This window comes from Glutamicibacter sp. NPDC087344 (assembly GCF_044744225.1).
Lineage (GTDB): Bacteria > Actinomycetota > Actinomycetes > Actinomycetales > Micrococcaceae > Glutamicibacter.
This window is the reverse complement of sequence record NZ_JBIUXY010000007.1, coordinates 59897-80570: the sequence shown is the minus strand read 5'-3', so window position 1 is coordinate 80570 and position 20674 is coordinate 59897. Positions and strand designations below refer to the sequence as shown.

The following is a 20674-nucleotide window of genomic DNA, read 5'->3' as shown; positions in this document are numbered from 1 at the left end:
GAATGGAAACCACCGTGAACACCGTTGCCCGCCACACACCGTCAAGCCCAGTTCCGGCTTCGTGGCGTCCTGGCGATTCGTCATTTGCAGAACGGTACCGGGCGATTGATGCCCGGGACCACCGTTTTGACGGCCAGTTTTTCACGGCGGTTTCCTCCACCGGGGTTTATTGCAGGCCTTCCTGCCCGGCCAAAACTCCCAAGGTGGAAAACGTAGTTTTTTATCCCACCTCGGCCGCCGCACAGGACGCGGGTTTCCGCGCGTGCAAACGCTGTTTCCCCGAAGCGACCCCCGGAACCCCTGACTGGAACGTCCGCCAGGACCTCGCGGCTCAGGCCATGCGGTTGATCCTTGATGGTGTGGTGGATCGTGAAGGGGTGGGTGGGCTTGCCCGGAAGCTTGGCTACACCACCCGGCATCTGCACCGCATTCTGGTTTCCGAGCTCGGCGCCGGCCCGCTGTCCTTGGCCCGCGCCCGGCGTGCCCAGTCGGCGCGCGCCTTGTTGGTGGGCAGCGATTTGCCCGTTGCCGACGTCGCCTTTGCCGCTGGTTTCGGTTCCATTCGGCAATTCAACCTCACCATGCAAGAGGTCTTCGCCAGCCCACCGGTTGAACTGCGAACACGCTTTGGTTCCGGGAAAACAGGACGACCTTCCCACCCCTCTTCCGAGGCCGGCCAGCCAGCGCCATCCGCCGTCCAGTTGGGAATTGACCTGCCGGTCCGACAACCATTTGATGCACCGGGGATCTTCAACTTCTTGGCCGCGCGTGCCGTTGCCGGGGTGGAATCAACAGAACTGAGCGACCCCAATAACTTGGTTTATTCCCGGACGCTCGCTCTTCCCGGGGGTCCGGGCGCCTTTCAGGTCACCGCGCATCGAGACCCGCACCGCGGCTGGGCGCTGCGAGCCGAGCTGGAACTGGCTCGATTGCAGGACCTGACCCCGGCAGTCTCTCGTATCCGCCGGCTGCTGGACCTGGACGCCGACCCGCACGCCGTGGACGAAGCGCTGAGCCGTGACCCGGCCCTGCGCCCAAGTGTCCAGCGCACCCCGGGTATTCGAGTTCCCGGGACCGTTGACCCTCACGAAGTGGTAATCCGCGCCATCATTGGTCAACAGATCTCGGTTAAAGCGGCTCGCACCCATCTGACCCGCCTGGCCGCCACGGCAGGTGCCAGCTATCACTCCCGTTTTGACTCTCTAAGCAGGCTGTTCCCCACACCGGAAGACATCCTCAAACATGTCCCCGAGCCCATGGCAGATCAACCACTTGATCCACAGCGGATCCTGAAACTGCCACGACGTTCAATCGCCACGCTCCTCAGGGCCGCCCGTGCGCTTGATTCCGGCGAACTGTTGGTAGGTTTTGGCAACAGCCCGCAAACCCAGCAGTTAAACCTGTTGCAAACTCCGGGCATCGGTCCGTGGACCGCGGCCTATCTCTCCATGCGAGTTTTGGGTGATCCCAACATCTGGATGCGCAACGACGTTGCACTCGTGGCCGGCGCTTCCCGCTTGGGCATCCTCGATCCGCTTCCTTCGGCGAGCGCCACCCACCGGGCTTTGGAGGACTACGCCCAGCGCTGGTCTCCCTGGCGTTCCTACGCGTCAATGCATTTGTGGCAGGCGGCCTGAGAATACGGGCCAATTCGTTTTGTGCGAGGCGTGCTGAACGAGCAACCCGTCAGTTCCAAAACTCGCGGAGCTCACCGGCGCGTTCACGCCCTTGGAGGAATCCCTGGATAGCAGCAGGGGCACGCAGGGACTGGTTCATGGCGTTGGTTCCCATATAGTGCTCCGCAGCTGCAGTTGGCACGACTACCTGAACCTGGCTTCCGGACCGAGAAAGCTGCTCGATCTGCGCCGAAAGTTCCATGCCCCAGTCCGCGGGGTGCAGGCTTTTCCCGCCCAGTGGCGAAAGCACCAGGACCTTTGCATAACCCTCCGCGAGGTCCGCGTTTTCATTGCGCCGGTAACCGCCATCAATGTATGCACGATCGCCGATCCAAAAAGGCAAACCGCTGGAGCAGCTGGCCGCCACCGCATCAACCAGCGGGAGACCTCCAGAATTTTCGAAAACCACCAAGGCCCCTGTTTGGGCCTGCACCGCAGTGAGGTACAGCAAGCGCTGGGGCCAGTTGGTGCTGGTCAGCCGCGATCGGACCACGGATTTCCAGCGGGCACTGAACTCAGTGTCCCGGGCGCCGGGCAGTTCCAGGGCGGCCTTACCCATTTTTTGATGCATCATCTGCGGCCCATGGGATGCTGCGCTGATGGCCTTGATTCGGGAGAGCTGGTCGGTGACACGGGCATCCACGGTTTTCCCGGTGTTTCTCCCAGAGGGAGCCGGCGCAACCGGGGTTGTGAGGATCTGTTCATACAGCTCTTTAGCCGAGGCACCAACAAGTTGGGCAGCCGCGGTAGCTCCGGCCGAGGTTCCCACGGTTAGTTGGGGTGCTGTGACATCGACTCCTTCGACTGCCAACCCGGCGAGCACCCCAATCAGCCAAGCATTTCCAGTTGACCCACCACCATCGAGGACCAGTGCTCTGGCACCTGCAGTTGCGGGAAGTTCGTCCAGATAGGGGGATGCTGCGCTGACGCGAGAAGTTTGGTAGGGGAAGTAGTTCATGGCGGTTGCCTTTCAAGAGTTTTCCTGAGGCTCACCCCCACGGCCTAAGCTAACAACGCTTGGCCGTTTTGAGGATCAGGGGTGTACCAACGGTCGGTCGTGCGGACATCTGGTACCACCTGCTTCACTCGAAAAACGAACTAATGCCTCCAGCATAGGTCCAAATTCGCTCCCCGCACCGGACCGGCAGTACCTTTGTTCGCCACCCGTCCTTCGGTAGAGTCGAGGTGATTGTGGTGCGCACCGTGCGCCGCGGGTGAAAGGACTAAATCATGAAGATCGCGCTGGCACAGGTATTGAGCACCGCGGATCCCCAGCGCAATCTGGCGATCATTCGCGACCACGCCAAACAGGCTGCCGCCGCAGGAGCTTCGTTGATTATTTTCCCCGAGGCCATGCAGGTGGCCTTCGGTAATCCGGTGGAAAAGTTCGCCGAGCCGGTCAACGCCCGCTGGGCGGGGCTGTTGCGCCAGCAAGCCCGCGACCTGGGCATCGTGATTGCCGCCGGGATGTTCACCCCGGGTGAGGAAGGACGGGTACGCAATACCTTGCTGGTGGTCGGCGGCGACGTCGATACCCACTACAACAAGATCCACCTTTACGATGCTTTCGGGTACCGTGAATCGGACTCGGTCACCCCGGGCGATGCCCCGGTGCAGTTTGAATTGGATGGCACCACCATCGGGCTGGCCATCTGCTACGACCTGCGTTTCCCTCAGCTATTTGCGCGCAACACCCGCGCCGGCGCCCAGATCAACATCGTGAGTGCCTCGTGGGGTGCCGGCGAAGGAAAAGTCGAGCAGTGGAAAACACTCGCCCAGGCTAGGGCCTTGGACACCACCACCTTTGTGGTCGCGGTGGATCAAGCCGACCCTGAAAGTGTCGGCCGGTCGCTCCAAGGCACCGTGCCGCTGGGGGTGGGACATTCGCTGGTGGTTGATCCCCTCGGTCGTGTCATCGCCCAGGCCGGAGCCGAGCCGCAGCTGCTCGTTGTTGACCTGGATCTGGATTTGATTCAGGCAGCCCGCTGCCAATTGCCGGTCTTGGCCAATACCGTTGAGCTCTGACCGATCCCCGGCCCACCGTCACTTCAGGTGCTGACGTGGCCGGCCCGCCACCTGCCTGAATTCATTGAACCGGTCTGCGACCGCGTTGATGAACTCGCCGGTGGCTACCCCGCTTTCCACACCGCACAGGGTGGCTAGGTCATCGGTGAGGACACCGTCCTGGACGGTGCTCACAACAGCTTGTTCCAGGGCGTCGGCTTGGTGCAACAACACGGTGTTTTGATCCAGCTGCGCCCGGTGTTGCAGCGCCCTGGACCACGCAATGATGGTGGCGATGGGGTTGGTAGAAATCCTGGCTCCGGATTGCCACGCCGGATAGTGGCGGGCCACCGTCCCGTGGGCTGCTTCAAAGAGGCAGCTGCGCCCGTCAGAAGAGGCGAGCACCGAGGTCATCAACCCCGGTGAGCCGAATCCCTGCGCCACGACATCCGCTTGCACATCCCCGTCATAATTTTTCAGCGCCCAAACAAACCCCCCACTGCTCTTCAGCCCAAAGGCCACCATGTCATCGATCAATCGATGCTCATAGTGCAGCGACCGAGCGGCGAAACGCTCACGGAACTCATCGGCGTAGAGTTGCGCGAAAATCTGCACAAATTGGCCATCGTATTCTTTGAGCACCGTGTTTTTGGTTGAGAAATACAGCGGCATGTTCAGGTCCAGCGCCCGGGTGAAACAAGCTCGCGCAAAGGTGCGGATGGAATCGGTGTTGTTGTACATCCCCAGGGCTACTCCGCCATCGGACCCGAAGGTCGTCACGGATCTATTCACCGGTTCGGAGCCGTCTTCCGGGATAAAACTCAGTACCAGTTCTCCGGCCCCGGGCACCACAAAATCTGCCGCCTGATACTGATCGGCGTTGGCGTGCCGGGCCACCACAATTGGTTGTTTCCAGCCCGGGACCAGCCGCGGCACCGTTTCAAGCACCACGGGTTCACGGAAAATGACCCCGTCCAGGGCCTTGCGCAGGGTAGCGTTCGGCGATTTCCACACTTGGGACAGGCCCAGAGCTTCGGCACTGGTTTTATTCGGGGTGATGGTTGAACACTTCACCGCGACGTTGGCATCTTTCAGGGCTTCAGCCGCCTCGCGGGTCACCTGGTCCGAGGTGGCTTCCCGGTTGCTCAGTGAGAGGTTGAAACTTTGCAGCGGGACATCAAAATACGGTGTGATCAGTTTTTCGCGAACCAAATTGAAGATGACATTCGCTGTTTCGTCTCCACGAATCTCAATGATCGATCCGTTGCGGGCAGTGGAGTTCACGCCTGGTCCTTTCCATAGGTCGCGAAGGTGTCTGAGAGCAGCTGGGGAATCACTCCGCCGGCGCGCAGCAGTTTGATATCCAGTTCGGTTTCCGCCGCGATCTGCGCGGCAAAGCGATACGTCGCTCCATCGGCCCGGTGCACCGTGACCGGCACCGTTCCCCGCACACTCAATGCCTGCGGCTCGGCACTGATTTCTATCCGTTCGGTCGGGCGCAGCGTTTGGAGAACCTCTTGGGCCTGGGCGGGAACCTGCAGCGGGAGCACCCCCATCCCCACCAGGTTGGAACGGTGGATTCGTTCAAAACTTGTGGCCAGTACCGCACGCACACCCAGCAACCGCTGGACCTTAGCCGCCCAGTCACGCGAGCTGCCGGTGCCGTACCGTTTTCCGGCCACGATCACCACCGATTCGCCCTCTTGCTGGTAGCGGATGGCTGCCTCGCGCAAGGGGAGCACCTGACCGGAATCGGCATGCACGGTATGAGCCACGGGGAGTTTGCCCTCCAGCCCTGCACCGAGTTTGTTCTCGACGCTTTTCGCGTGGAAACCACCGCGCACCATCACCTCGTAATTTCCCCGCCGGGAAGCGAAAACGTTCAGATCGTTGCGGTTCTCACCGCGCGAGACCAGATAGTCCGCCACGAGAGATGCCGCGGGGATCGCGCTGGCGGGGGAAATATGGTCCGTGGTCACGTCATCACCGAGTACCAGCAGCGGATGGGCGCTGTAGCTGCCGAGCTGGCTGCCCGCGTCCAGCGAAGCGAAGGGCGGGCGGCGCAGGATATTTGATTCTTCGTCCCAGGCGTATTGCGCGCCGGTCGGGGCTTCGAGCCTCGACCACAGCGGGCTGCTGGTTGCGAGTTTGAACTCCCGCGCGAAATCCTGGCTCTCGTGGGCCACCGCCCAGAGGTCATCAATTTCCTCTTGGCGCGGCAAGAGGTCATCAAGCCTGACTGCCCGGCGGTCTTGGGCTGCGGGAAGAAACTCGTAGGTCTGCAGGTTGATATCTGCTCGTCCGGCCAACGCATATGCGACAACCAGCGGCGGGGACATCAAAAAACCCAGATCCAGGTCCGGGTGGATTCGCCCGGCGAAGTTCCGGTTGCCGGAGAGTACCGCGACGGGACGCAACCCGCCCTCGGCCAGCTGCGTGGCGATCGGTTCACTGAGCGGCCCGGAGTTGCCGATGCAGGTGGTGCAGCCAAAACCAACCACATCAAAACCCGCGTATCCCAAATCTTCCAGCAACCCGGCCCGGCGCAGGTAGCTCATGGCAGCCGGGGAGCCAGGGGCCAGTGAGGTTTTCACCCAGTGCGGCACACGCAACCCCAAGGCCCGGGCCTTGCGAGCCACCAGCCCCGCGGCGATCAGCAGTTTGGGGTCACTGGTATTTGTGCAGCTGGTAATGGAAGCCAGGGCGAGGGCGAAGCGTGGCATTCCGCTGGCAGGCGCCGGTTCGTCCCCGGCTTCGTCCTGCAGAACCTGCGGGATGTCGGCGAGCTGAAGCAGGTCTTGCGGGCGGCGCGGACCGGCGGCCCGCAACCCGATGCCGGACAGGTCCAGGTCCAGAACCTCGGTGTACTCAGGCTCGTTGTGAGCGTCGAACCACAGGCCGGAGGCCTGATAGTAGGAACGGACCAGTTCCACCTGTGACTGCTCTCGACCGGTCATCGACAGGTAGTCCAGCACATTCGCATCTACCGGGAAGTAGCCGGTGGTGGCTCCGTATTCGGGGGCCATGTTGGCCACCACCGAGCGCTCCCCCACGGACAGGGTCGAGACCCCGGGACCAAAAAACTCAACAAATTCTCCGCTGACCCCGCGGGCGCGCAGCATCTGGGTGACCGTCAATGCCAAATCGGTTGCGGTGACCCCCACCGGAAGCCTGCCGCGCAGGCGGAACCCGATAACATCCGGGATTCGCAGTGTGGTGGGCATGCCGAACATCACCGTCTGGGCCTCCAACCCGCCGACTCCCCAACCCAGCACACCAAGCCCATTAATCATGGGAGTGTGGGAATCGGTGCCGATCATCATGTCCGGAACCACCAAGGGGGCTGCGGGGTCCTGGCTATGTTCGGCATCCAGGTGCGCCACCGTAGCCAGTTGTTCGAGGTTGATGGTGTGCATGATCCCGGTACCGGGAGGGTTGACGTTCACGGTGTCCATGGACTGTTGCGCCCACTTCAAAAAGCGGTACCGCTCCTGGTTACGGCGGTATTCGTGGGCCAGGTTTCGCGATGCGGCGTCCCTTGTGGCGTAGTCTTCCACGGCCAGCGAGTGGTCGATTGAAACCTGAACTGGAAGTTTGGGACTTAACACCCTGGGGTCGATGCCGGCTTCGGCCAGGGTGTCTCGCATGCCGGCGATATCCACCAACGCCGGGGTGCTGGTGGTGTCGTGCATCAGGATGCGGTGCGGCCAAAACTCAAGTTCTTGCTGCGAAGTGCGGTTGCCCAACCACTCACGCAGATTCTGAATCGTGCGCGCACTTTCCGTGTCCGTTGAACGGCGTACGGTATTTTCAGCCAAAAGACGCAGCACCACCGGAAGCCGGGTGAAGTCAGAGCCGAGGATCAAGTGAAGATCGGTGGCCTGGTAGTTCTGGCCATTGGCACTGAACACCCGGTAGGGGCCGCGTAGTTTCGCTGGCATCTGCATCTCCTCGCTAATTTTATAATTTATAAAAGTGTAGCGCATGCCCTCGGGTCCGCAAGCGGCGAGCAAGATTGTGAATAATTTATAAAAAGGACTCTGTAGGCTATAAAGCACTAAGCTTTCAACCCCAGCGCAAGGACGAGGAACCGATCGTGGCCCAGCCAGCACTGACAAAAAACGCCTACGCCTACCAAAGTGTGCGCGAACGCATCATGAACGGCTCACTGCCCGCCGGGGAGGCCTTGGCACAATCGCAGCTCGCCGCAGACATCGGGGTGAGCCTAACTCCCATGCGCGAAGCGCTGCGCAAGCTGGAGGCCGAGGGACTGGTGACCATTGACGCCCACCGCAACGCCAAGGTTGCACCCCTCACTGCCCACGAGGCCACCAACCTTTTCCAGGTCCGTGAACGCCTGGACCCCATGGCCGCCTTCCTGGCGGCCGAAAATCGCAACGAGCATGACATCGCGCAGATCCGGGATGCCGCCGAGAAGATGAAGCCGCTGGCCAACACCTCGGACCTTGACGCCCTGGCGGCCCACCGGGAGTTCCATCGAGCCATCTACCGCGCGTCACACAACGACCTGCTGGTCAGCATGCTCGAATCCCTCTGGGATAAGGCGGATCGCTACCGCCAGGTCGGCCTGTCGGCTCGCAAGGACTCGGCGGCGGACACCCAGCGGATCGCCGGGGAACATGAACGCATCATGCAGGCAGTTATTTCCGGCGAACCGGAAACCGCAGAGGCGGAAATGACCGCCCATGTCCGCGGCAGCCTGGGCCGCCGGGCTATCGACGCGCTCACATCCCCCGCGCCGTAATCCGGCACCGATAGCCGGCCCACCACCGGCCGCCCCGAGGCCAAGACCTCAATCGGTGGCCGATTTTTGCTTCCAGCCCCACACTCCCGGTTGACATGAGCTGCATCACACCCTAGCGTATTAAGTTATAAATTATAACTTGTAACTCGTTTCGGCCTTGAGACTGAAGGGACTTTCATGCCTCAAACAACCACACCGCGCACGACAAAGATGCCACGCCCGCTGCGCACCAGCCTCCGTTTGGGCGCGGCTGCGGTATGTGTTGCCATCGTCGCGCTGGCCACATTAAACGCAGCCAGCACCGGCGGCGCAGGGGACGCACGCTCGCAACTGACACTCATCGCGCCCGCCGGCGCAGGCGGCGGCTGGGACGGGGCGGCCCGCGAAATGCAGCAGGCAATGCGCGCCCAAGGAATCGTCAACAACGCCCAGGTAGTCAACATCCCGGGCGCCGGCGGAACTATTGGGCTCAATAAATTCTCCGGAATGGAGGGCGAAAGCAGCACCCTGATGCTGATGGGTATCACCATGCTCGGCGCGATCAACATCAACGGCTCGGAAAAAACCGTGGAAGACCTGACCCCGATTGCTCGGCTCACCGATGACTATGACGTTTTGGTTGTTCCTGCCGACTCGCCCTACAACTCGGTCGACGAGCTGGTGGCGGCCTGGACCCAAGACCCGAATAGCTTCGCCTTCGGCGGCGGTTCGCTGGGCAGCGTGGATCAGATGATCATCACCCAGCTGGCGCAGCGCGCCGGCATCGATCCCACCACGGTGAACTACATTGCCTACTCCGGTGGTGGCGAACTAGCGACCAGCCTGATGAGCGGCACCATCAAGGCTTCGGTCTCCGGGTGGGTTGACTTCGCCGACCAGATCGAGTCAGGGCGGCTCAAGGCGCTGGCGCTGTCCGCACCGCAACCGGTTGATTCCATCGATCTGCCAACATTCAAGGAACTGGGGTACGACATCGAGCTGACCAACTGGCGCGGGATCGTTGCGGCCCCCGGAATCAGCCCCGAGACCAAGGCCGAGCTCGAGCAGATTGTGACCGAAGTGGTGCAGACCCCCGAATGGTCCGATGCCATTGAGCGCAACCAGTGGACGGACACCTTCCTAGCAGGGAAAGAGTTCGAGCAATTTCTGAGCACCGAGCGAGAATCCGTCGACGCCATCTGGAACGAGTTGGGCTACTAGTCCGGCGGTTCACCCCTACAACACCTGGAGCACCCATGACCATCTTGGTTGGATACACCCACACCCCGCAGGGAACCGCTGCGCTGCGTCACGCACGCACAACCGCCGCCCTGCTTAATGAGCCCATGGCGATTTTCCCCCTCTTCACACCCGACGAATCACAGCCTTGGCCGGACCCGGAGCTGGAGCTGACGGCGGAGCCCGGAACCCGCTTGCTGGAACCCACCGCGGAGTCGGTGCGCCCGGCCGAAGACCTCTTGGACTACAGCAACCAGTTGCCCGCCACGATGATCGTGATTGGTGTCCGGGCGCGTTCCCGGGTCGGCAAAATCCTGATGGGATCCGACGCCCAGAACATCATCCTTTCCGCCACCGTCCCGGTATTGAGTGTCAAGGCTGATAATGATGAAGAATGAATCAACGCTGCCCGCGGTGCAAGAGTCAGGGAGCGCCTCCGAGGCTGAGGCGCCCGAGCGAAAATTCGGCACCGGGCGCAGCGGACTGGTGATCCCCGGGCTGCTGCTTGTTATCGGCACGTATCTGCTTATCGGCATCGTCAACATGCAGGTCCCCGACGGGGCGAAAGCCCCGGGCCCAAAATTTTTCCCCATCCTGATCACCGTCGCCATTTATGTTTTGGCCGCGCTGTTGGTGATCCAGCTGCTGCGCAAACCTGAACCCGCCCCGGCGGATCGAGTGGCGTATCGCAGTTACACGGACTGGAAAACCGTGGCAAAAATTGTGCTCGGGTTTTTGATTTTCGCATTGCTTTTGGTCCCCGTGGGCTGGCTGATCTGCGCGGCGTTTCTTTTTTGGATTGTCTCCCACGCGCTGGGCAGCAAACGGGCCCTAGGTGATGTCGGAGTCGCAGTGGTTTTCTCCTCCTGCATCCAGCTGGCCTTCGGCGCCGGACTTGGTTTGAACTTGCCTAGCGGCATCTTGGAAGGACTGATCGGCTAATGGAATCCCTCTCCCTATTACTGGAAGGTTTTTCGCAGGCGCTGACCCCCATCAACCTGCTCTGGGTTTTTGTTGGCGCATTCCTCGGCACGGCGGTCGGCGTGCTGCCCGGTTTGGGCTCGTCAATGGCCGTTGCGTTGTTGCTTCCGGTGACGTTCTCCCTGGACCCGGTCGGGGCATTCATCATGTTCGCCGGGGTGTACTTCGGCGGGCTGTTCGGAGATTCCACCATGGGTATTTTGATGAATACTCCCGGAGGTTCAACCGCCATTGCCACCACCTTCGAGGGGCACCGCATGGCCAAAGACGGCCGGGCCCCGCAGGCCTTGGCCACCAGCGCCATCGGCGCATTTATCGGCGGGCTCATTGCCACAACCCTGGTGGTGTTTTTCGCGCCCAAACTGGCTGAGATTGCGGTGATGTTCGGCCCAGCGGAGTATTTCGCTTTGGCAATATTCGCCTTCATCGCCACCGCCTCGGTAGTCTCCGACTCTGCGCTGAAGGGGCTGACCTCGCTGGCGATCGGCCTGGCCTTTGCGGTGGTGGGAATCGACGGGATCTCGGGAGCCTCGCGCTTCACCGCCGATATACCGCAGCTGTTCGACGGGATCAGCATCATCGTGATCACCGTGGCGATCCTGGCCCTCGGCGAAGTCCTGCACGTGGCTTCGCGTATCCACCGCGACGACAAACTGACCGCTATCACGGTCTCGGGGCGCCCGTTCCTGTCTCGGGGCGAATTCCGCGAGGCGTTACCCGCGTGGCTGCGCGGCACCGCCTTTGGTGTTCCCTTCGGCGTGATTCCGGTGGGCGGAGCCGAGGTGCCGACCTTCATGGCCTACGGCACTGAACGTAAATTGGACCGGCGGCGCAAACATCCGAAGTTCGGCACCGGCGCAATCCGCGGCGTCGCGGCCCCGGAAGCCGCGGGTAACGCCACCAGCGGCACCGCAATGGGCGCCTTGCTCGCCTTGGGCCTTCCCACCAGCGCCACCGCGGCGATCATGCTGGCGGCATTTCAGCAATACGGTCTGCAGCCCGGACCGCTGTTGTTTGAACGCAACACCGAGCTGGTGTGGGCGCTTTTGGCCAGCCTGTTTGTTGGCCTGGTGATGCTGCTGATTTTGAACCTGCCATTTGCACCGTTGTGGGCCAAGTTGCTGCTGATCCCCAAACCGTACCTTTTTGCCGGCATCACGGTGTTTTGTGCACTGGGTGTTTACGCCACAAGCTCCACCGTGACCGACCTTTTGCTGGTGCTGGGAATTGGACTGCTCGGATTCCTGATGCGCCGCTACGGGTTCCCGCTCGCGCCGGTCATGATTGGTGTGGTGCTTGGACCGTTGGCAGAGACCAGCCTGCGTAATGCGATGATGTCCAGCGGCGGAGAGCTTTCAGTTCTGGTTGGCTCGGGCATCACCATCACACTGTATTCAGTGCTTGCAGCGGTCATGGTGTACACCGTCTGGCAGCGCCTTGCAGCGCGCCGGCGCCAGGACGTCTAGCTTTTCGGCGTCACAGGCATTGGATATGGGAAGGGGTCGTAGCGGCAATTGCCGCTACGACCCCTTTCTACTTTCAGCGTAGGGCCGCGGAAGTCCACAGCACATCAACGATGATCTTTGCGCTCAGTGGCGCGCCTACTCATCGTCAACGGATCGCTCAATGATGAGCGATACCCTATCCGCACGGTAAATATCTACGGCGTATTCCACGCATGCACCGGTATCGGTAAATGTGCGTCGCGTCAGCTGAAGACCTCCCGAGGCACGTTGGGCCGAAAGGTGTTCACTCGTTTCCGAATCAAGCACAATCACCTCAAGTTCTGCTGAAGTTCGGGTTAGGGTGAGTTGAAATCGGCGTCGCACTTCATCCCAGAGTGAACCGGTAAGGTTTCCTTCCAACAAGCCAGGAACCAAGTCAGCACGGTAATAGGTGGTCTCCAGGGCCAGCGGCTCACCGTTTGATCGACGCAAACGCTGAAGCGCGTAGATGCGATGCCCCCTGCTCACATTCAGCCCTGCGGCAATCTCCTCGTCCGCCGATCTCTCTTCAGCCCAAAAGAGCTCGGCACCTGGATGACGCCCAGCACGGGTAACTTCACGGGAAAAGGAACCGAGCCGCAGTTGCACCCGCGGTTCGGAGACAAATGTACCTCGCGTAGCGTCGCGATGAACCCTTCCTTCCCGCTCAAGTACACTCAAAGCCCGTCGCACGGTCATCCGGCTAACATCAAATTCCACACATAATTCCCGCTCCGGAGGCAGTGGTGTACCTGTGGCTAGGATTCCACTGTCGATGCGCGACCGAAGCTCTCCCGCGATACGCACGTAGGCCGGCTCAACTGGTTTCGAATGGGCTAAATTTTTCGTTGATTCGGCACTCATGCTTGACATGTTACCTCCAACAGATCTATCGTTCCTTGGTATATACCAAGTTGGTCTATACCAAGACCACCCGTCGACCGAAGGTCAGGCCATGGAAACTCCCGATGAAGTAAGTTCCACGACGTCACCACAACCCGCAACCCACATGAAGCGTGAGCTTGGGCTTTACGCATCCTTTGCAGTCGCTTTTGGCTTCGTCTCAATTGCCACCGGCATCTTTACCGCGTACGGAGCGGTTCTCAACACGAGCGGCCCGCGCGGAATCTGGGCATGGCCCATCACCGTGGTTGGCCAGACGATGGTTGCACTCATTTTCGGTGCCCTCGCTGCACGAATCCCCATTAGCGGCTACGCGTACCAGTGGGTTTCCCGTCTTGCCAACCCCATCCTTGGATGGCTCACCGGTTGGGTATCCTTCGCATTCCTGGTGATCGTGGTGGTAGCAGTTGACTACACCATTGCAGCCACGATCCTTCCTGAGTTATTTGGCTATGTCCCGACTGCCGCGAACTGCTGGGTAATCACTTCCTTGGTGATGTTATTGCAAGCGATCCTTGTCGCAGTCAGTACTAAGCTCACCAACAAGGCCAACGAAATCGCCGTCACGGTGCAGATCATTGGAATGATTGGCCTGACCATCCTGCTATTCGTTGTAGGCGCCATACTCGGTCGCTTAGATTTCGCGACGCTCTTCGCCGCCGCGCCCGTTGCCGAAGCTTCCCATTGGGACTTCGGCGGCCTGACAAACGCCGGCCCATTCCCCTTGGCATTCTTGCTCGGAGCGTTCACCATCGTAGGTTTCGAGTCGGCAGCCAACCTCGCCGAGGAAACAAAAAACCCCGAACGCGTGATCCCTCGGGCAATGGTGCAGGCAGTGATTGCCCTCGGTGTTTTGGGTATGCTCTTTCTCATCGCAGTCACCTCGCTGGCAGGTGATACCACCGAGCTTGCGAAGTCCCCCACACCGGTCGCCACGGTGATCACCTCAGTTCTTGGTCCGATTGTCGGAAAATCCTTACTGGTACTCGTTGTCGTCTCGATCTTCTCCTGCGGCCTGGTGATAACCCTCAGCGGGACTCGACTGATCTGGGCAATGTCCCGCGACGAACGTTTCCCGGCCTGGCAGTTATTGCGCAAGGTCAGCCGCAACCGCCATACCCCGCTCGCCGCGACCGTCGGCTACTTCCTAGTCACGCAAGGAATTCTTGCAATTTTCAGCGGTACCAGCGATGCCTTGTTTGTCCTTTTCTCCGCCGCGACGCTGCTGCCTGCCATCATCTACGCAGGTACCGTTCTGCTCTACATCGTCAAACGGAAATCACTGCCGGCCAGCAAGGGCTTTACTCTCGGAAAGTGGGAAATCCCCGTGCTGATCCTTGCCAGCATCTGGCTGATCTACGAACTGCTGATCTTCCGGGATGTATCCTTCGAGCAGCCCCGGATGTATGTCGGAATCATGTTCGCCATCGGGGTCGCCTACTTGGTTTATCTGGTCGCTACACGAGGCCGCAAGGGCCTGAGCATGCCCGACATGCAAGATGTCGACAAAGCATTTGACGAAGATACCGTCAGCGAAGCCCAATGAGACCATCTAAAGAAAGAAGACCCATCATGAGCTCCAACGCTTCATCCCGGCCCATCGCCATTATCGGCGGAGGTATCGTCGGATCGGCCTTGCTCTATACCCTGGCCCACCGCGGCGTTAAGGCGATCCTCCTTGAATCCGAAACCGATCTGGGCCTTGGAGCCAGCGGCACCAACTCAGGTGTGCTGCACACCGGTTTCGATTCGAAACCCGGCGAATTGGAAACCGAACTCATTCTCCGCGCCGCACGTATTCGCCCGGCAGTTCTCGAGTCGCTGAAAGTCCCGGTGCTCCACACCGGCGCCCAGCTAGTACCGCATAGTGCCGAAGACCATCAGACAGTTCAGGCGCTAGCTGCCAACGCAACGCAGAACGGAGTCGAAGTACACATCCGCCCGTCCGACGGCGCGCTATTGGTTCCCGGTGAGTCCGTGAGCGACCCGGTCGCCTTCACTCAGGCACTGGCCGCCTCCGCCGTGGCGGCCGGAGCCGCGATCGAGCTCAACGCGAAGGTTACAGCGATCACCCCACAAGATGACGGCCTGCAGATCGAGACCAGCGACGGGCGTCGATTTGATGTTGCCGCGGCCGTTAACGCTGCGGGTTTATACGCGGACGAGGTGGCACTGTTGGCGGGCGACGATTCCTTCGAGATCTACCCGCGCAAGGGCGAGTTTTTCGTTTTCGAACTTCCCGGAGGGCAGACCCTGGAGCACATTATTCTCCCGGTTCCCACCAAGCGAACCAAGGGTGTGCTGGTATTCCCCACGCTTGATGGAAAAGTCGTCGCCGGCCCAACCGCTATTGACCTTGATGATAAAAATGACTGGACCGTTCGTCCGGAAGCGCGCGAGGAAATCCTCGCCAAAGCGGCGCAGCAATTCCCAGCCTTGGAAGGACTGGAGCCTATTGCCAGCTACGCGGGGCTCCGCCCTGCCGGTCGCGACTGCAACTACGTCATCAAACGCTCAGCAACCTATGACCGATTCATCAACGTAGCCGCAATTCGGTCCACCGGCCTCACCGCCTCGCTGGGCATCGCTGACTATGTCGCCCAGATCCTCTCCGAGCTGGGTATCCGCGTCGGCGAGCTTCGCCCCACAACACTTGGCGACCCCGCGGTGGAAGAAGGGCCCTGGTGGCTGCGCACCGCGCAGTACCGGAAGGCTCCCACCGCCTGAGCACCCACCCGCTTAACTCTAAGGACCACTACTATGACCACCGTTCTCGCCATCGATCAGGGAACCTCTGGTACTAAAGCCGTTGTTGTTGATGGATCGGGTGAAATCCTCGCCCTGAGCGAAGTGCCCATCCGCCCAACCTACCTGCCCGGAGGAGGCGTCGAACACGATCCCCAGGCGCTGCTTGACTCGGTTCTCCGTGCTGGCCGGGTGGCGGTTAATCAGGCCAAATCCGAGATTGATATTGTCACTCTCGCTAATCAGGGTGAAACGGTGCTGGCGTGGGACCCAGAAACCGGTAAGCCCCTGTCGAATATGATCGTTTGGCAGGACCGCCGTGCAGAGTCAATCTGCGATAGACTCCGGCCGCACGCCAAAGATATCGCCACGGCGACTGGACTTGTCCTCGACCCCTACTTCAGTGCCCCAAAACAGGCTTGGATTCGGGAGAACATCACCACCGAGGGAGTGGTTACAACATCAGACAGCTGGTTGCTGCATCAGCTCACCGGCGAGTTCGTCACCGACGCCTCAACTGCGAGTCGCTCACTGGCCATGGGCTTGGATTCCCTTGCCTGGGAACAAAACCTGCTTGAGCTGTTCAAGCTCTCGGATGAGCGCATGCCAACCATTCTGGCCTGCGACGATATAGCGGGTACCACCTCTGCCTTCGGCGGGAACGTCGCGGTCGGCGGACTGGTTGTCGATCAACAGGCCGCGCTGGTGGCACAGGCCTGCCTGTCTCCAGGAGAAGCGAAGTGCACCTTCGGCACGGGGGCATTCCTGCTTGCAAACACGGGAACCAACGCCGTCCGCTCCTCAAATAGACTGTCGTCATCCGTTGCCTGGCAACAAGCCGGTCAAACAACATACTGCCTTGATGGGCAGGTTTACACGGCAGCTTCAGCCGTGCAATGGCTGGAAAAGCTGACGTTTATCGACACAGCCGCAGATATGGATCATGTCGCTGCTGATGATTCCCATGGGGTGTTGTGCGTGCCGGCCTTGGCCGGACTTGCCGCGCCCTGGTGGAGGCCCGAGGCGACAGCAACCTTCACCGGCATGACACTTTCCACCGGCAGCGAGCACCTTGTCCGCGCCGTACTGGAAGGTATTGCCGCGCAGGTTGCCGAACTTGCCCGAGCCATGAGCGCGGACCTTGGTCAGCCATTGCAGCGTTTACGCGTCGACGGTGGACTGACCCAAAGCCGGGTACTGATGCAGGCCGTCGCCGACCTGATGCGTATTCCGGTGGATGTATACCCCTCGCAGCATGCAACGCCCTTGGGCGCAGTTGCCCTAGCCCGTTGTGCTATGAATCCCGGGCTGAGCCTTGAGGAAGCTGTCATCAAATGGCAGCCTTCCCAGACTTATGAACCGCAATGGTCCGATGCGCAAGCCGAAGAATTCTCAGCTCGCTGGCGAAGCGCCGCGCAGTCCCTCATCTAAATCCCCACGAAAGGAAACCAATGACCAAGCGCCAGAATATTCCCTCCGGATCGCCCCGAGAGCCCCTGCTTGGGTACTCCCGTGCAGTCAAGGTTGGAAACCTGATTTTTGTTGCCGGAACAACATCCGGGGGCGTGGGAGAGACCGCAGCAGAGCAGACTCGCGAGATTTTTGCACGCATCGAGAAAGCTCTTGATACCGCAGGAGCAACACTTCGCGACGTAGTGCGAACAAGAGTCTTTCTGACCAACATGGATGATTTCGACGCCGTTGGAGAAGTTCACGGAGAACTGTTTCGCGAAGTCCTTCCGGTTACCTCGACGATCGGAACGACCGCCCTCGCGGCTCCCAACCTTCTGGTTGAAATCGAAGTTGATGCGGTTTTGGCGGATTGCTAAGTTAGCGTCGTGGTGCTTCCCGCGGAAAACGCAACGCATAAGAAATTAGCGGGGGTGATTCCAGCTCTTCGGCTCGGAGTTGCTTCAACCCCTACACCATGAGAACAGCTTCGATAAAATCAAAAAGGGTCGCAACAGGTGACGTTGCGACCCTTTTCCGCGAGCAACTTTAGCTCTACTTAACTACAGTTTCGGGAAATAGGTGCCTGCCGCATCCGAGAGATCCTTTCGGCTTCCGCCGCGACCGGCAGTTCGATACGTTGCCCGCCCACATGCTGAACCCAAGCAGACCCATGTTTCTAACATGCCCAAGAACCCCGATACTCCACACCGTGAAAATTCTTCCGAAACTTGATGCCCGAGAGTAACTCAACCAGTTGGCTACCACTGCTTCCTCAACGACATTTCTCCTTCGCCACGGTCGCCGGATGCCAACGACCTGCGTTCTACCAGCCACACTTCCCTGCTCAGTGAATGCTCGTAAGTGTCTCTGCCGTGGTTCGCAGCCCTAGGCCTCAGTTTCAGGACCCGTGGCGGGACTTCACCGCTCATTCTCTTTACGAAGTGCTTGACCACACTGCCATGGCAGGCCCAACAACCTCTGTGCAACAAGACGAGAGGCCGAGTTCCACCGCTGGAGCACCAACCTCATGGTTGGCCTCGCCGCGATGCACCCGACCTCTCATCGTGAAACTTTCCGGCACCGACACCGTCGGCGCACGAAAACTCACTGAGTTTTGACCCTAGCGGGCGAGCTGTCCGGTCTCGATTTCTTGGATGGCCACCGATCGCTGGTAGGTTCCGGCGCTCACCGTTTCTTCGCTGCCATCAGGCATCCGCAGGGTCGCGGTAGCTCCCTGCGGAACCGTTGCCTCCAAGCTGAAGAGGTCGCCGTCAAGCTTCCATTTCACCTGAACCAAACCGTTTGGAGTCTGCAGGCTGGTGGTGGCGTGGCTCAACCCGCCGCCTGGCAGCGGTGCAATGAGGATGGAGCTGTACCCCGGGCTCAGTGGTGAGATTCCGCCAACGGTGCGGTGCATCCAATCGGCAACGGCGCCCAGCGCATAGTGGTTGAAACTGGTCATGTTTCCCGGATTGATGCTGCCGTCCGGAAGCATTGAATCCCAGCGTTCCCAGATGGTGGTGGCACCCATCGACACCGGGTAGAGCCACGACGGGCATTGCTTTTCGGTCAGCAACCGGTAGGCGGCATCCACGTGGCCGGTCTGCGTAAGTGCATCGGTGATAAACGGGGTGCCGGCGAATCCAGTGGAAACACGGTATCCGTTGGCTGCAACCAGCTGCGCCAATCGTTCGCCGGCCGCCTCACGTTCCACCTCCGGCAACAGCCCGAAAACGATGGCCAGCGCGTACACCGTCGGTGCATCACTGTGGATCCGGCCTTCAGAGACATAGTGCGTGTTAAATGCATCGCGCAGTGCGGCGGCGTAGCCGGCAAATTCTTCTTGCTCCGCCCCGCGCCCCAGCTGCCCGGCGATCTGTGCCAGCATTTGCGCACTGCGGTAGGCCGACGCGGTGGCCACCACCGACGGGTCGGCTTTGGCCTTCCATGGTTCGTCCGGGGAAGCATCCGGGTCCAGCCAGTCGCCAAACTGGAATCCGGCATCCCACAGCCCGTTCTCGGAGAGCAGGCTCTGGACTCGGCGCACATGCGCAGCCATCGATTCGAACTGCTGCTGGAGCACCTCGGTATCACCGTAGGCCTGCCAGATGGCGTGCGGCACCCAAACCGCGGCGTCGCTCCAGATGGCGGTGGTTTCAAGCGCCGGGAAGTCCTTTTCGATATCCGTGTATTTCAGGATATCCGGGACGGTGAACGGGACAATTCCCTGGGTGTGGCGCTGTTCGGCGCTGACATCCCGCAGCCAGTCGGCCAGGAAGTCGCGGGTATCAAACAGGAAGGCCGCGGTAGGCGCGAAGACCGCAATGTCCCCGGTCCAGCCCAGGCGCTCGTCGCGCTGCGGGCAGTCGGTGGGTACATCCAGGAAGTTGCCGCGCATCCCCCACACCACATTCGAGTGCAGCTGGTTCAGCAGCGGATCCGAGCATTCAAAATGGCCGATACGCTCTAGCTGCGAGGACACCACCACGGCCCGCACACTGCGCTCGTCGAGGGGCAGCCCCTCCGGCCAGCCGGTGACTTCCGCATAACGGAAACCATGGAAGGTGAAGGTCGGTTCGAATTCATCCTCAGCGCCGCTGAGGATAAAACGGTCCACGGCGGCCGCGGTGCGCAGCGGACGCACCCCCAGCTCGTCGTTTTCCAGCACCTCAGCATGGCGTACGGTGATCTCCTGGCCGGCCTCTCCGCGCACCGTGAGCTTCAGCCAGCCCACCAGGTTCTGCCCGAAGTCGATCAGGGTTTTGCCCGACGGGGATTTCCAGACCTTCTGCGGGGTCAGCTCGGCTACGCGCTGCACCGGCGGGGCCGTATAGGGTTCAAAGTCCGCGGCGGGGGCATCCACACGCCGTGCCGGCTCCCATCCCAGTTCCTCGCCGGCAACGGTCAGCCAGCGGTCATCACGCAGCCGCGCATCAATGTGTTGGCCCTGGTAGAGGTCGTTGTCTCCGACCGCACCGGAACCGGCAAGCCACTGATCCCCGGTTTCAAAAACCAGTTCGCTGCCGTCCTGGTAGCTGATCACCAGACGTGCCGAGGCGGCGATGTCCGGTCCGTAAAAACCCTGCTCTCCGGTCCAGCCGAGGTACCCGTGGTACCACCCGCGGCCCAAGGCCAAACCCAGAACCAGGCGCTCTCCGGCGTCCTGGACTGCCGTGGTGACATCGTAATCGGCATAGCGAATACGCCACTCGTAGCTGCTCCAGCCCGGGGTGAGCACGTCCTGGCTGACGGGTGCACCGTTAATCCAGGCTTCCACTACCCCTAGGGCGGTGAGCCGCAGCGAAGCACCGCGGATCGGCCCGCGATCGGTGGGCAGCTGAAGCTCGCCGCGTAGCAGCGGGGCAGGCTGCGTGGTGTCGGGTGAGGCGATCAGTGGGGCGATACTGGACATTGAGGTTCTTCTCTCCTGTATGCGGTTGGTTAGT

Annotated in this window: 16 protein-coding genes; 11 read left to right on the top strand and 5 right to left on the bottom strand. The window is 60.7% G+C overall.

Annotation, left to right across the window (positions count from 1 at the left end; translation table 11 throughout):
- The first annotated feature begins 2 nt into the window (after positions 1-2).
- Positions 3-1637 carry a DNA-3-methyladenine glycosylase 2 family protein gene (locus ACIOWL_RS13640; protein ID WP_400386023.1) on the top strand — a complete coding sequence of 545 codons (1635 nt, stop codon included), beginning with the start codon at positions 3-5 and terminating at the stop codon, positions 1635-1637.
- Positions 1638-1686: 49 nt separating this feature from the next.
- On the opposite strand, the gene ACIOWL_RS13635 is transcribed toward ACIOWL_RS13640, so the two are convergent.
- Entirely contained in the window at positions 1687-2634 is a 948-nt protein-coding gene (locus ACIOWL_RS13635) for a patatin-like phospholipase family protein (RefSeq protein ID WP_400386020.1), read from the bottom strand.
- A gap of 272 nt (positions 2635-2906) precedes the next feature.
- Here ACIOWL_RS13635 and ACIOWL_RS13630 point away from each other — a divergent pair, with 272 nt between their 5' ends.
- Positions 2907-3701 (top strand): carbon-nitrogen hydrolase family protein, encoded by a 795-nt coding sequence (locus ACIOWL_RS13630; protein ID WP_400386018.1) that lies wholly within the window; start codon positions 2907-2909, stop codon positions 3699-3701.
- 18 nt (positions 3702-3719) lie between these two features.
- On the opposite strand, the gene ACIOWL_RS13625 is transcribed toward ACIOWL_RS13630, so the two are convergent.
- Both ACIOWL_RS13625 and acnA read right to left on the bottom strand, forming a co-directional pair.
- Positions 3720-4964, bottom strand: coding sequence for an NADP-dependent isocitrate dehydrogenase (locus ACIOWL_RS13625; protein WP_400386015.1), 1245 nt, complete (start codon positions 4962-4964; stop codon positions 3720-3722).
- The gene (acnA, locus tag ACIOWL_RS13620; RefSeq protein WP_400386013.1) at positions 4961-7621 is read right to left on the bottom strand and encodes an aconitate hydratase AcnA; all 2661 of its coding nucleotides are present in this window, start codon (positions 7619-7621) and stop codon (positions 4961-4963) included. Before acnA ends, ACIOWL_RS13625 begins: the two co-directional genes overlap by 4 nt.
- A 155-nt stretch (positions 7622-7776) precedes the next feature.
- Here acnA and ACIOWL_RS13615 point away from each other — a divergent pair, with 155 nt between their 5' ends.
- From ACIOWL_RS13615 to ACIOWL_RS13595, 5 genes are all read left to right on the top strand, one after another.
- The gene (locus tag ACIOWL_RS13615) at positions 7777-8445 is read left to right on the top strand and encodes a GntR family transcriptional regulator (RefSeq protein ID WP_400386010.1); all 669 of its coding nucleotides are present in this window, start codon (positions 7777-7779) and stop codon (positions 8443-8445) included.
- A 177-nt stretch (positions 8446-8622) separates the two neighbouring features.
- Positions 8623-9645, top strand: a complete 1023-nt coding sequence (locus tag ACIOWL_RS13610; protein ID WP_400386008.1) for a Bug family tripartite tricarboxylate transporter substrate binding protein — start codon at positions 8623-8625, stop codon at positions 9643-9645.
- Positions 9646-9680: 35 nt separating this feature from the next.
- Complete coding sequence (locus ACIOWL_RS13605) at positions 9681-10061, top strand: universal stress protein (protein WP_400386005.1); 381 nt, start codon at positions 9681-9683, stop codon at positions 10059-10061.
- Complete coding sequence (locus ACIOWL_RS13600) at positions 10048-10605, top strand: tripartite tricarboxylate transporter TctB family protein (protein WP_400386002.1); 558 nt, start codon at positions 10048-10050, stop codon at positions 10603-10605. Before ACIOWL_RS13605 ends, ACIOWL_RS13600 begins: the two co-directional genes overlap by 14 nt.
- Complete coding sequence (locus ACIOWL_RS13595) at positions 10605-12110, top strand: tripartite tricarboxylate transporter permease (protein ID WP_400385999.1); 1506 nt, start codon at positions 10605-10607, stop codon at positions 12108-12110. The genes ACIOWL_RS13600 and ACIOWL_RS13595 overlap by 1 nt, the downstream gene beginning before the upstream one ends.
- A 135-nt stretch (positions 12111-12245) precedes the next feature.
- Here ACIOWL_RS13595 and ACIOWL_RS13590 read toward each other — a convergent pair whose 3' ends face one another.
- A complete protein-coding gene (locus ACIOWL_RS13590) occupies positions 12246-12992 on the bottom strand; it encodes a GntR family transcriptional regulator (protein WP_400385996.1) in 747 nt (248 codons plus the stop codon).
- Between the two features lie 91 nt (positions 12993-13083).
- Here ACIOWL_RS13590 and ACIOWL_RS13585 point away from each other — a divergent pair, with 91 nt between their 5' ends.
- Genes ACIOWL_RS13585 through ACIOWL_RS13570 form a run of 4 tightly spaced genes read left to right on the top strand, consistent with a single transcriptional unit; the run spans position 13084 to position 17605 of the window.
- Positions 13084-14577 (top strand): APC family permease, encoded by a 1494-nt coding sequence (locus ACIOWL_RS13585; protein ID WP_400385994.1) that lies wholly within the window; start codon positions 13084-13086, stop codon positions 14575-14577.
- 26 nt (positions 14578-14603) lie between these two features.
- Positions 14604-15758, top strand: coding sequence for an NAD(P)/FAD-dependent oxidoreductase (locus ACIOWL_RS13580; RefSeq protein ID WP_400385991.1), 1155 nt, complete (start codon positions 14604-14606; stop codon positions 15756-15758).
- Between the two features lie 33 nt (positions 15759-15791).
- A complete protein-coding gene (locus tag ACIOWL_RS13575) occupies positions 15792-17207 on the top strand; it encodes an FGGY family carbohydrate kinase (protein WP_400385988.1) in 1416 nt (471 codons plus the stop codon).
- Between the two features lie 20 nt (positions 17208-17227).
- Complete coding sequence (locus ACIOWL_RS13570) at positions 17228-17605, top strand: RidA family protein (RefSeq protein WP_400385985.1); 378 nt, start codon at positions 17228-17230, stop codon at positions 17603-17605.
- A gap of 743 nt (positions 17606-18348) precedes the next feature.
- Here ACIOWL_RS13570 and ACIOWL_RS13565 read toward each other — a convergent pair.
- Positions 18349-20640: a family 78 glycoside hydrolase catalytic domain gene (locus ACIOWL_RS13565; protein ID WP_400385982.1), complete on the bottom strand. Its 2292-nt coding sequence runs from the start codon at positions 20638-20640 to the stop codon at positions 18349-18351.
- Positions 20641-20674 lie beyond the last annotated feature (34 nt).

Excerpts from the sequence above, each read along its gene's own strand:
- ACIOWL_RS13635 (WP_400386020.1), bottom strand. The coding sequence starts at position 2,634 with ATGAACTACTTCCCCTACCAAACTTCTCGCGTCAGCGCAGCATCCCCC.
- ACIOWL_RS13630 (WP_400386018.1), top strand. The coding sequence starts at position 2,907 with ATGAAGATCGCGCTGGCACAGGTATTGAGCACCGCGGATCCCCAGCGC.
- ACIOWL_RS13595 (WP_400385999.1), top strand. The coding sequence starts at position 10,605 with ATGGAATCCCTCTCCCTATTACTGGAAGGTTTTTCGCAGGCGCTGACC.
- ACIOWL_RS13605 (WP_400386005.1), top strand. The coding sequence starts at position 9,681 with ATGACCATCTTGGTTGGATACACCCACACCCCGCAGGGAACCGCTGCG.
- ACIOWL_RS13580 (WP_400385991.1), top strand. The coding sequence starts at position 14,604 with ATGAGCTCCAACGCTTCATCCCGGCCCATCGCCATTATCGGCGGAGGT.
- ACIOWL_RS13640 (WP_400386023.1), top strand. The coding sequence starts at position 3 with ATGGAAACCACCGTGAACACCGTTGCCCGCCACACACCGTCAAGCCCA.
- ACIOWL_RS13610 (WP_400386008.1), top strand. The coding sequence starts at position 8,623 with ATGCCTCAAACAACCACACCGCGCACGACAAAGATGCCACGCCCGCTG.
- ACIOWL_RS13575 (WP_400385988.1), top strand. The coding sequence starts at position 15,792 with ATGACCACCGTTCTCGCCATCGATCAGGGAACCTCTGGTACTAAAGCC.
- ACIOWL_RS13590 (WP_400385996.1), bottom strand. The coding sequence starts at position 12,992 with ATGAGTGCCGAATCAACGAAAAATTTAGCCCATTCGAAACCAGTTGAG.
- ACIOWL_RS13570 (WP_400385985.1), top strand. The coding sequence starts at position 17,228 with ATGACCAAGCGCCAGAATATTCCCTCCGGATCGCCCCGAGAGCCCCTG.
- ACIOWL_RS13565 (WP_400385982.1), bottom strand. The coding sequence starts at position 20,640 with ATGTCCAGTATCGCCCCACTGATCGCCTCACCCGACACCACGCAGCCT.
- acnA (WP_400386013.1), bottom strand. The coding sequence starts at position 7,621 with ATGCCAGCGAAACTACGCGGCCCCTACCGGGTGTTCAGTGCCAATGGC.
- ACIOWL_RS13600 (WP_400386002.1), top strand. The coding sequence starts at position 10,048 with ATGATGAAGAATGAATCAACGCTGCCCGCGGTGCAAGAGTCAGGGAGC.
- ACIOWL_RS13585 (WP_400385994.1), top strand. The coding sequence starts at position 13,084 with ATGGAAACTCCCGATGAAGTAAGTTCCACGACGTCACCACAACCCGCA.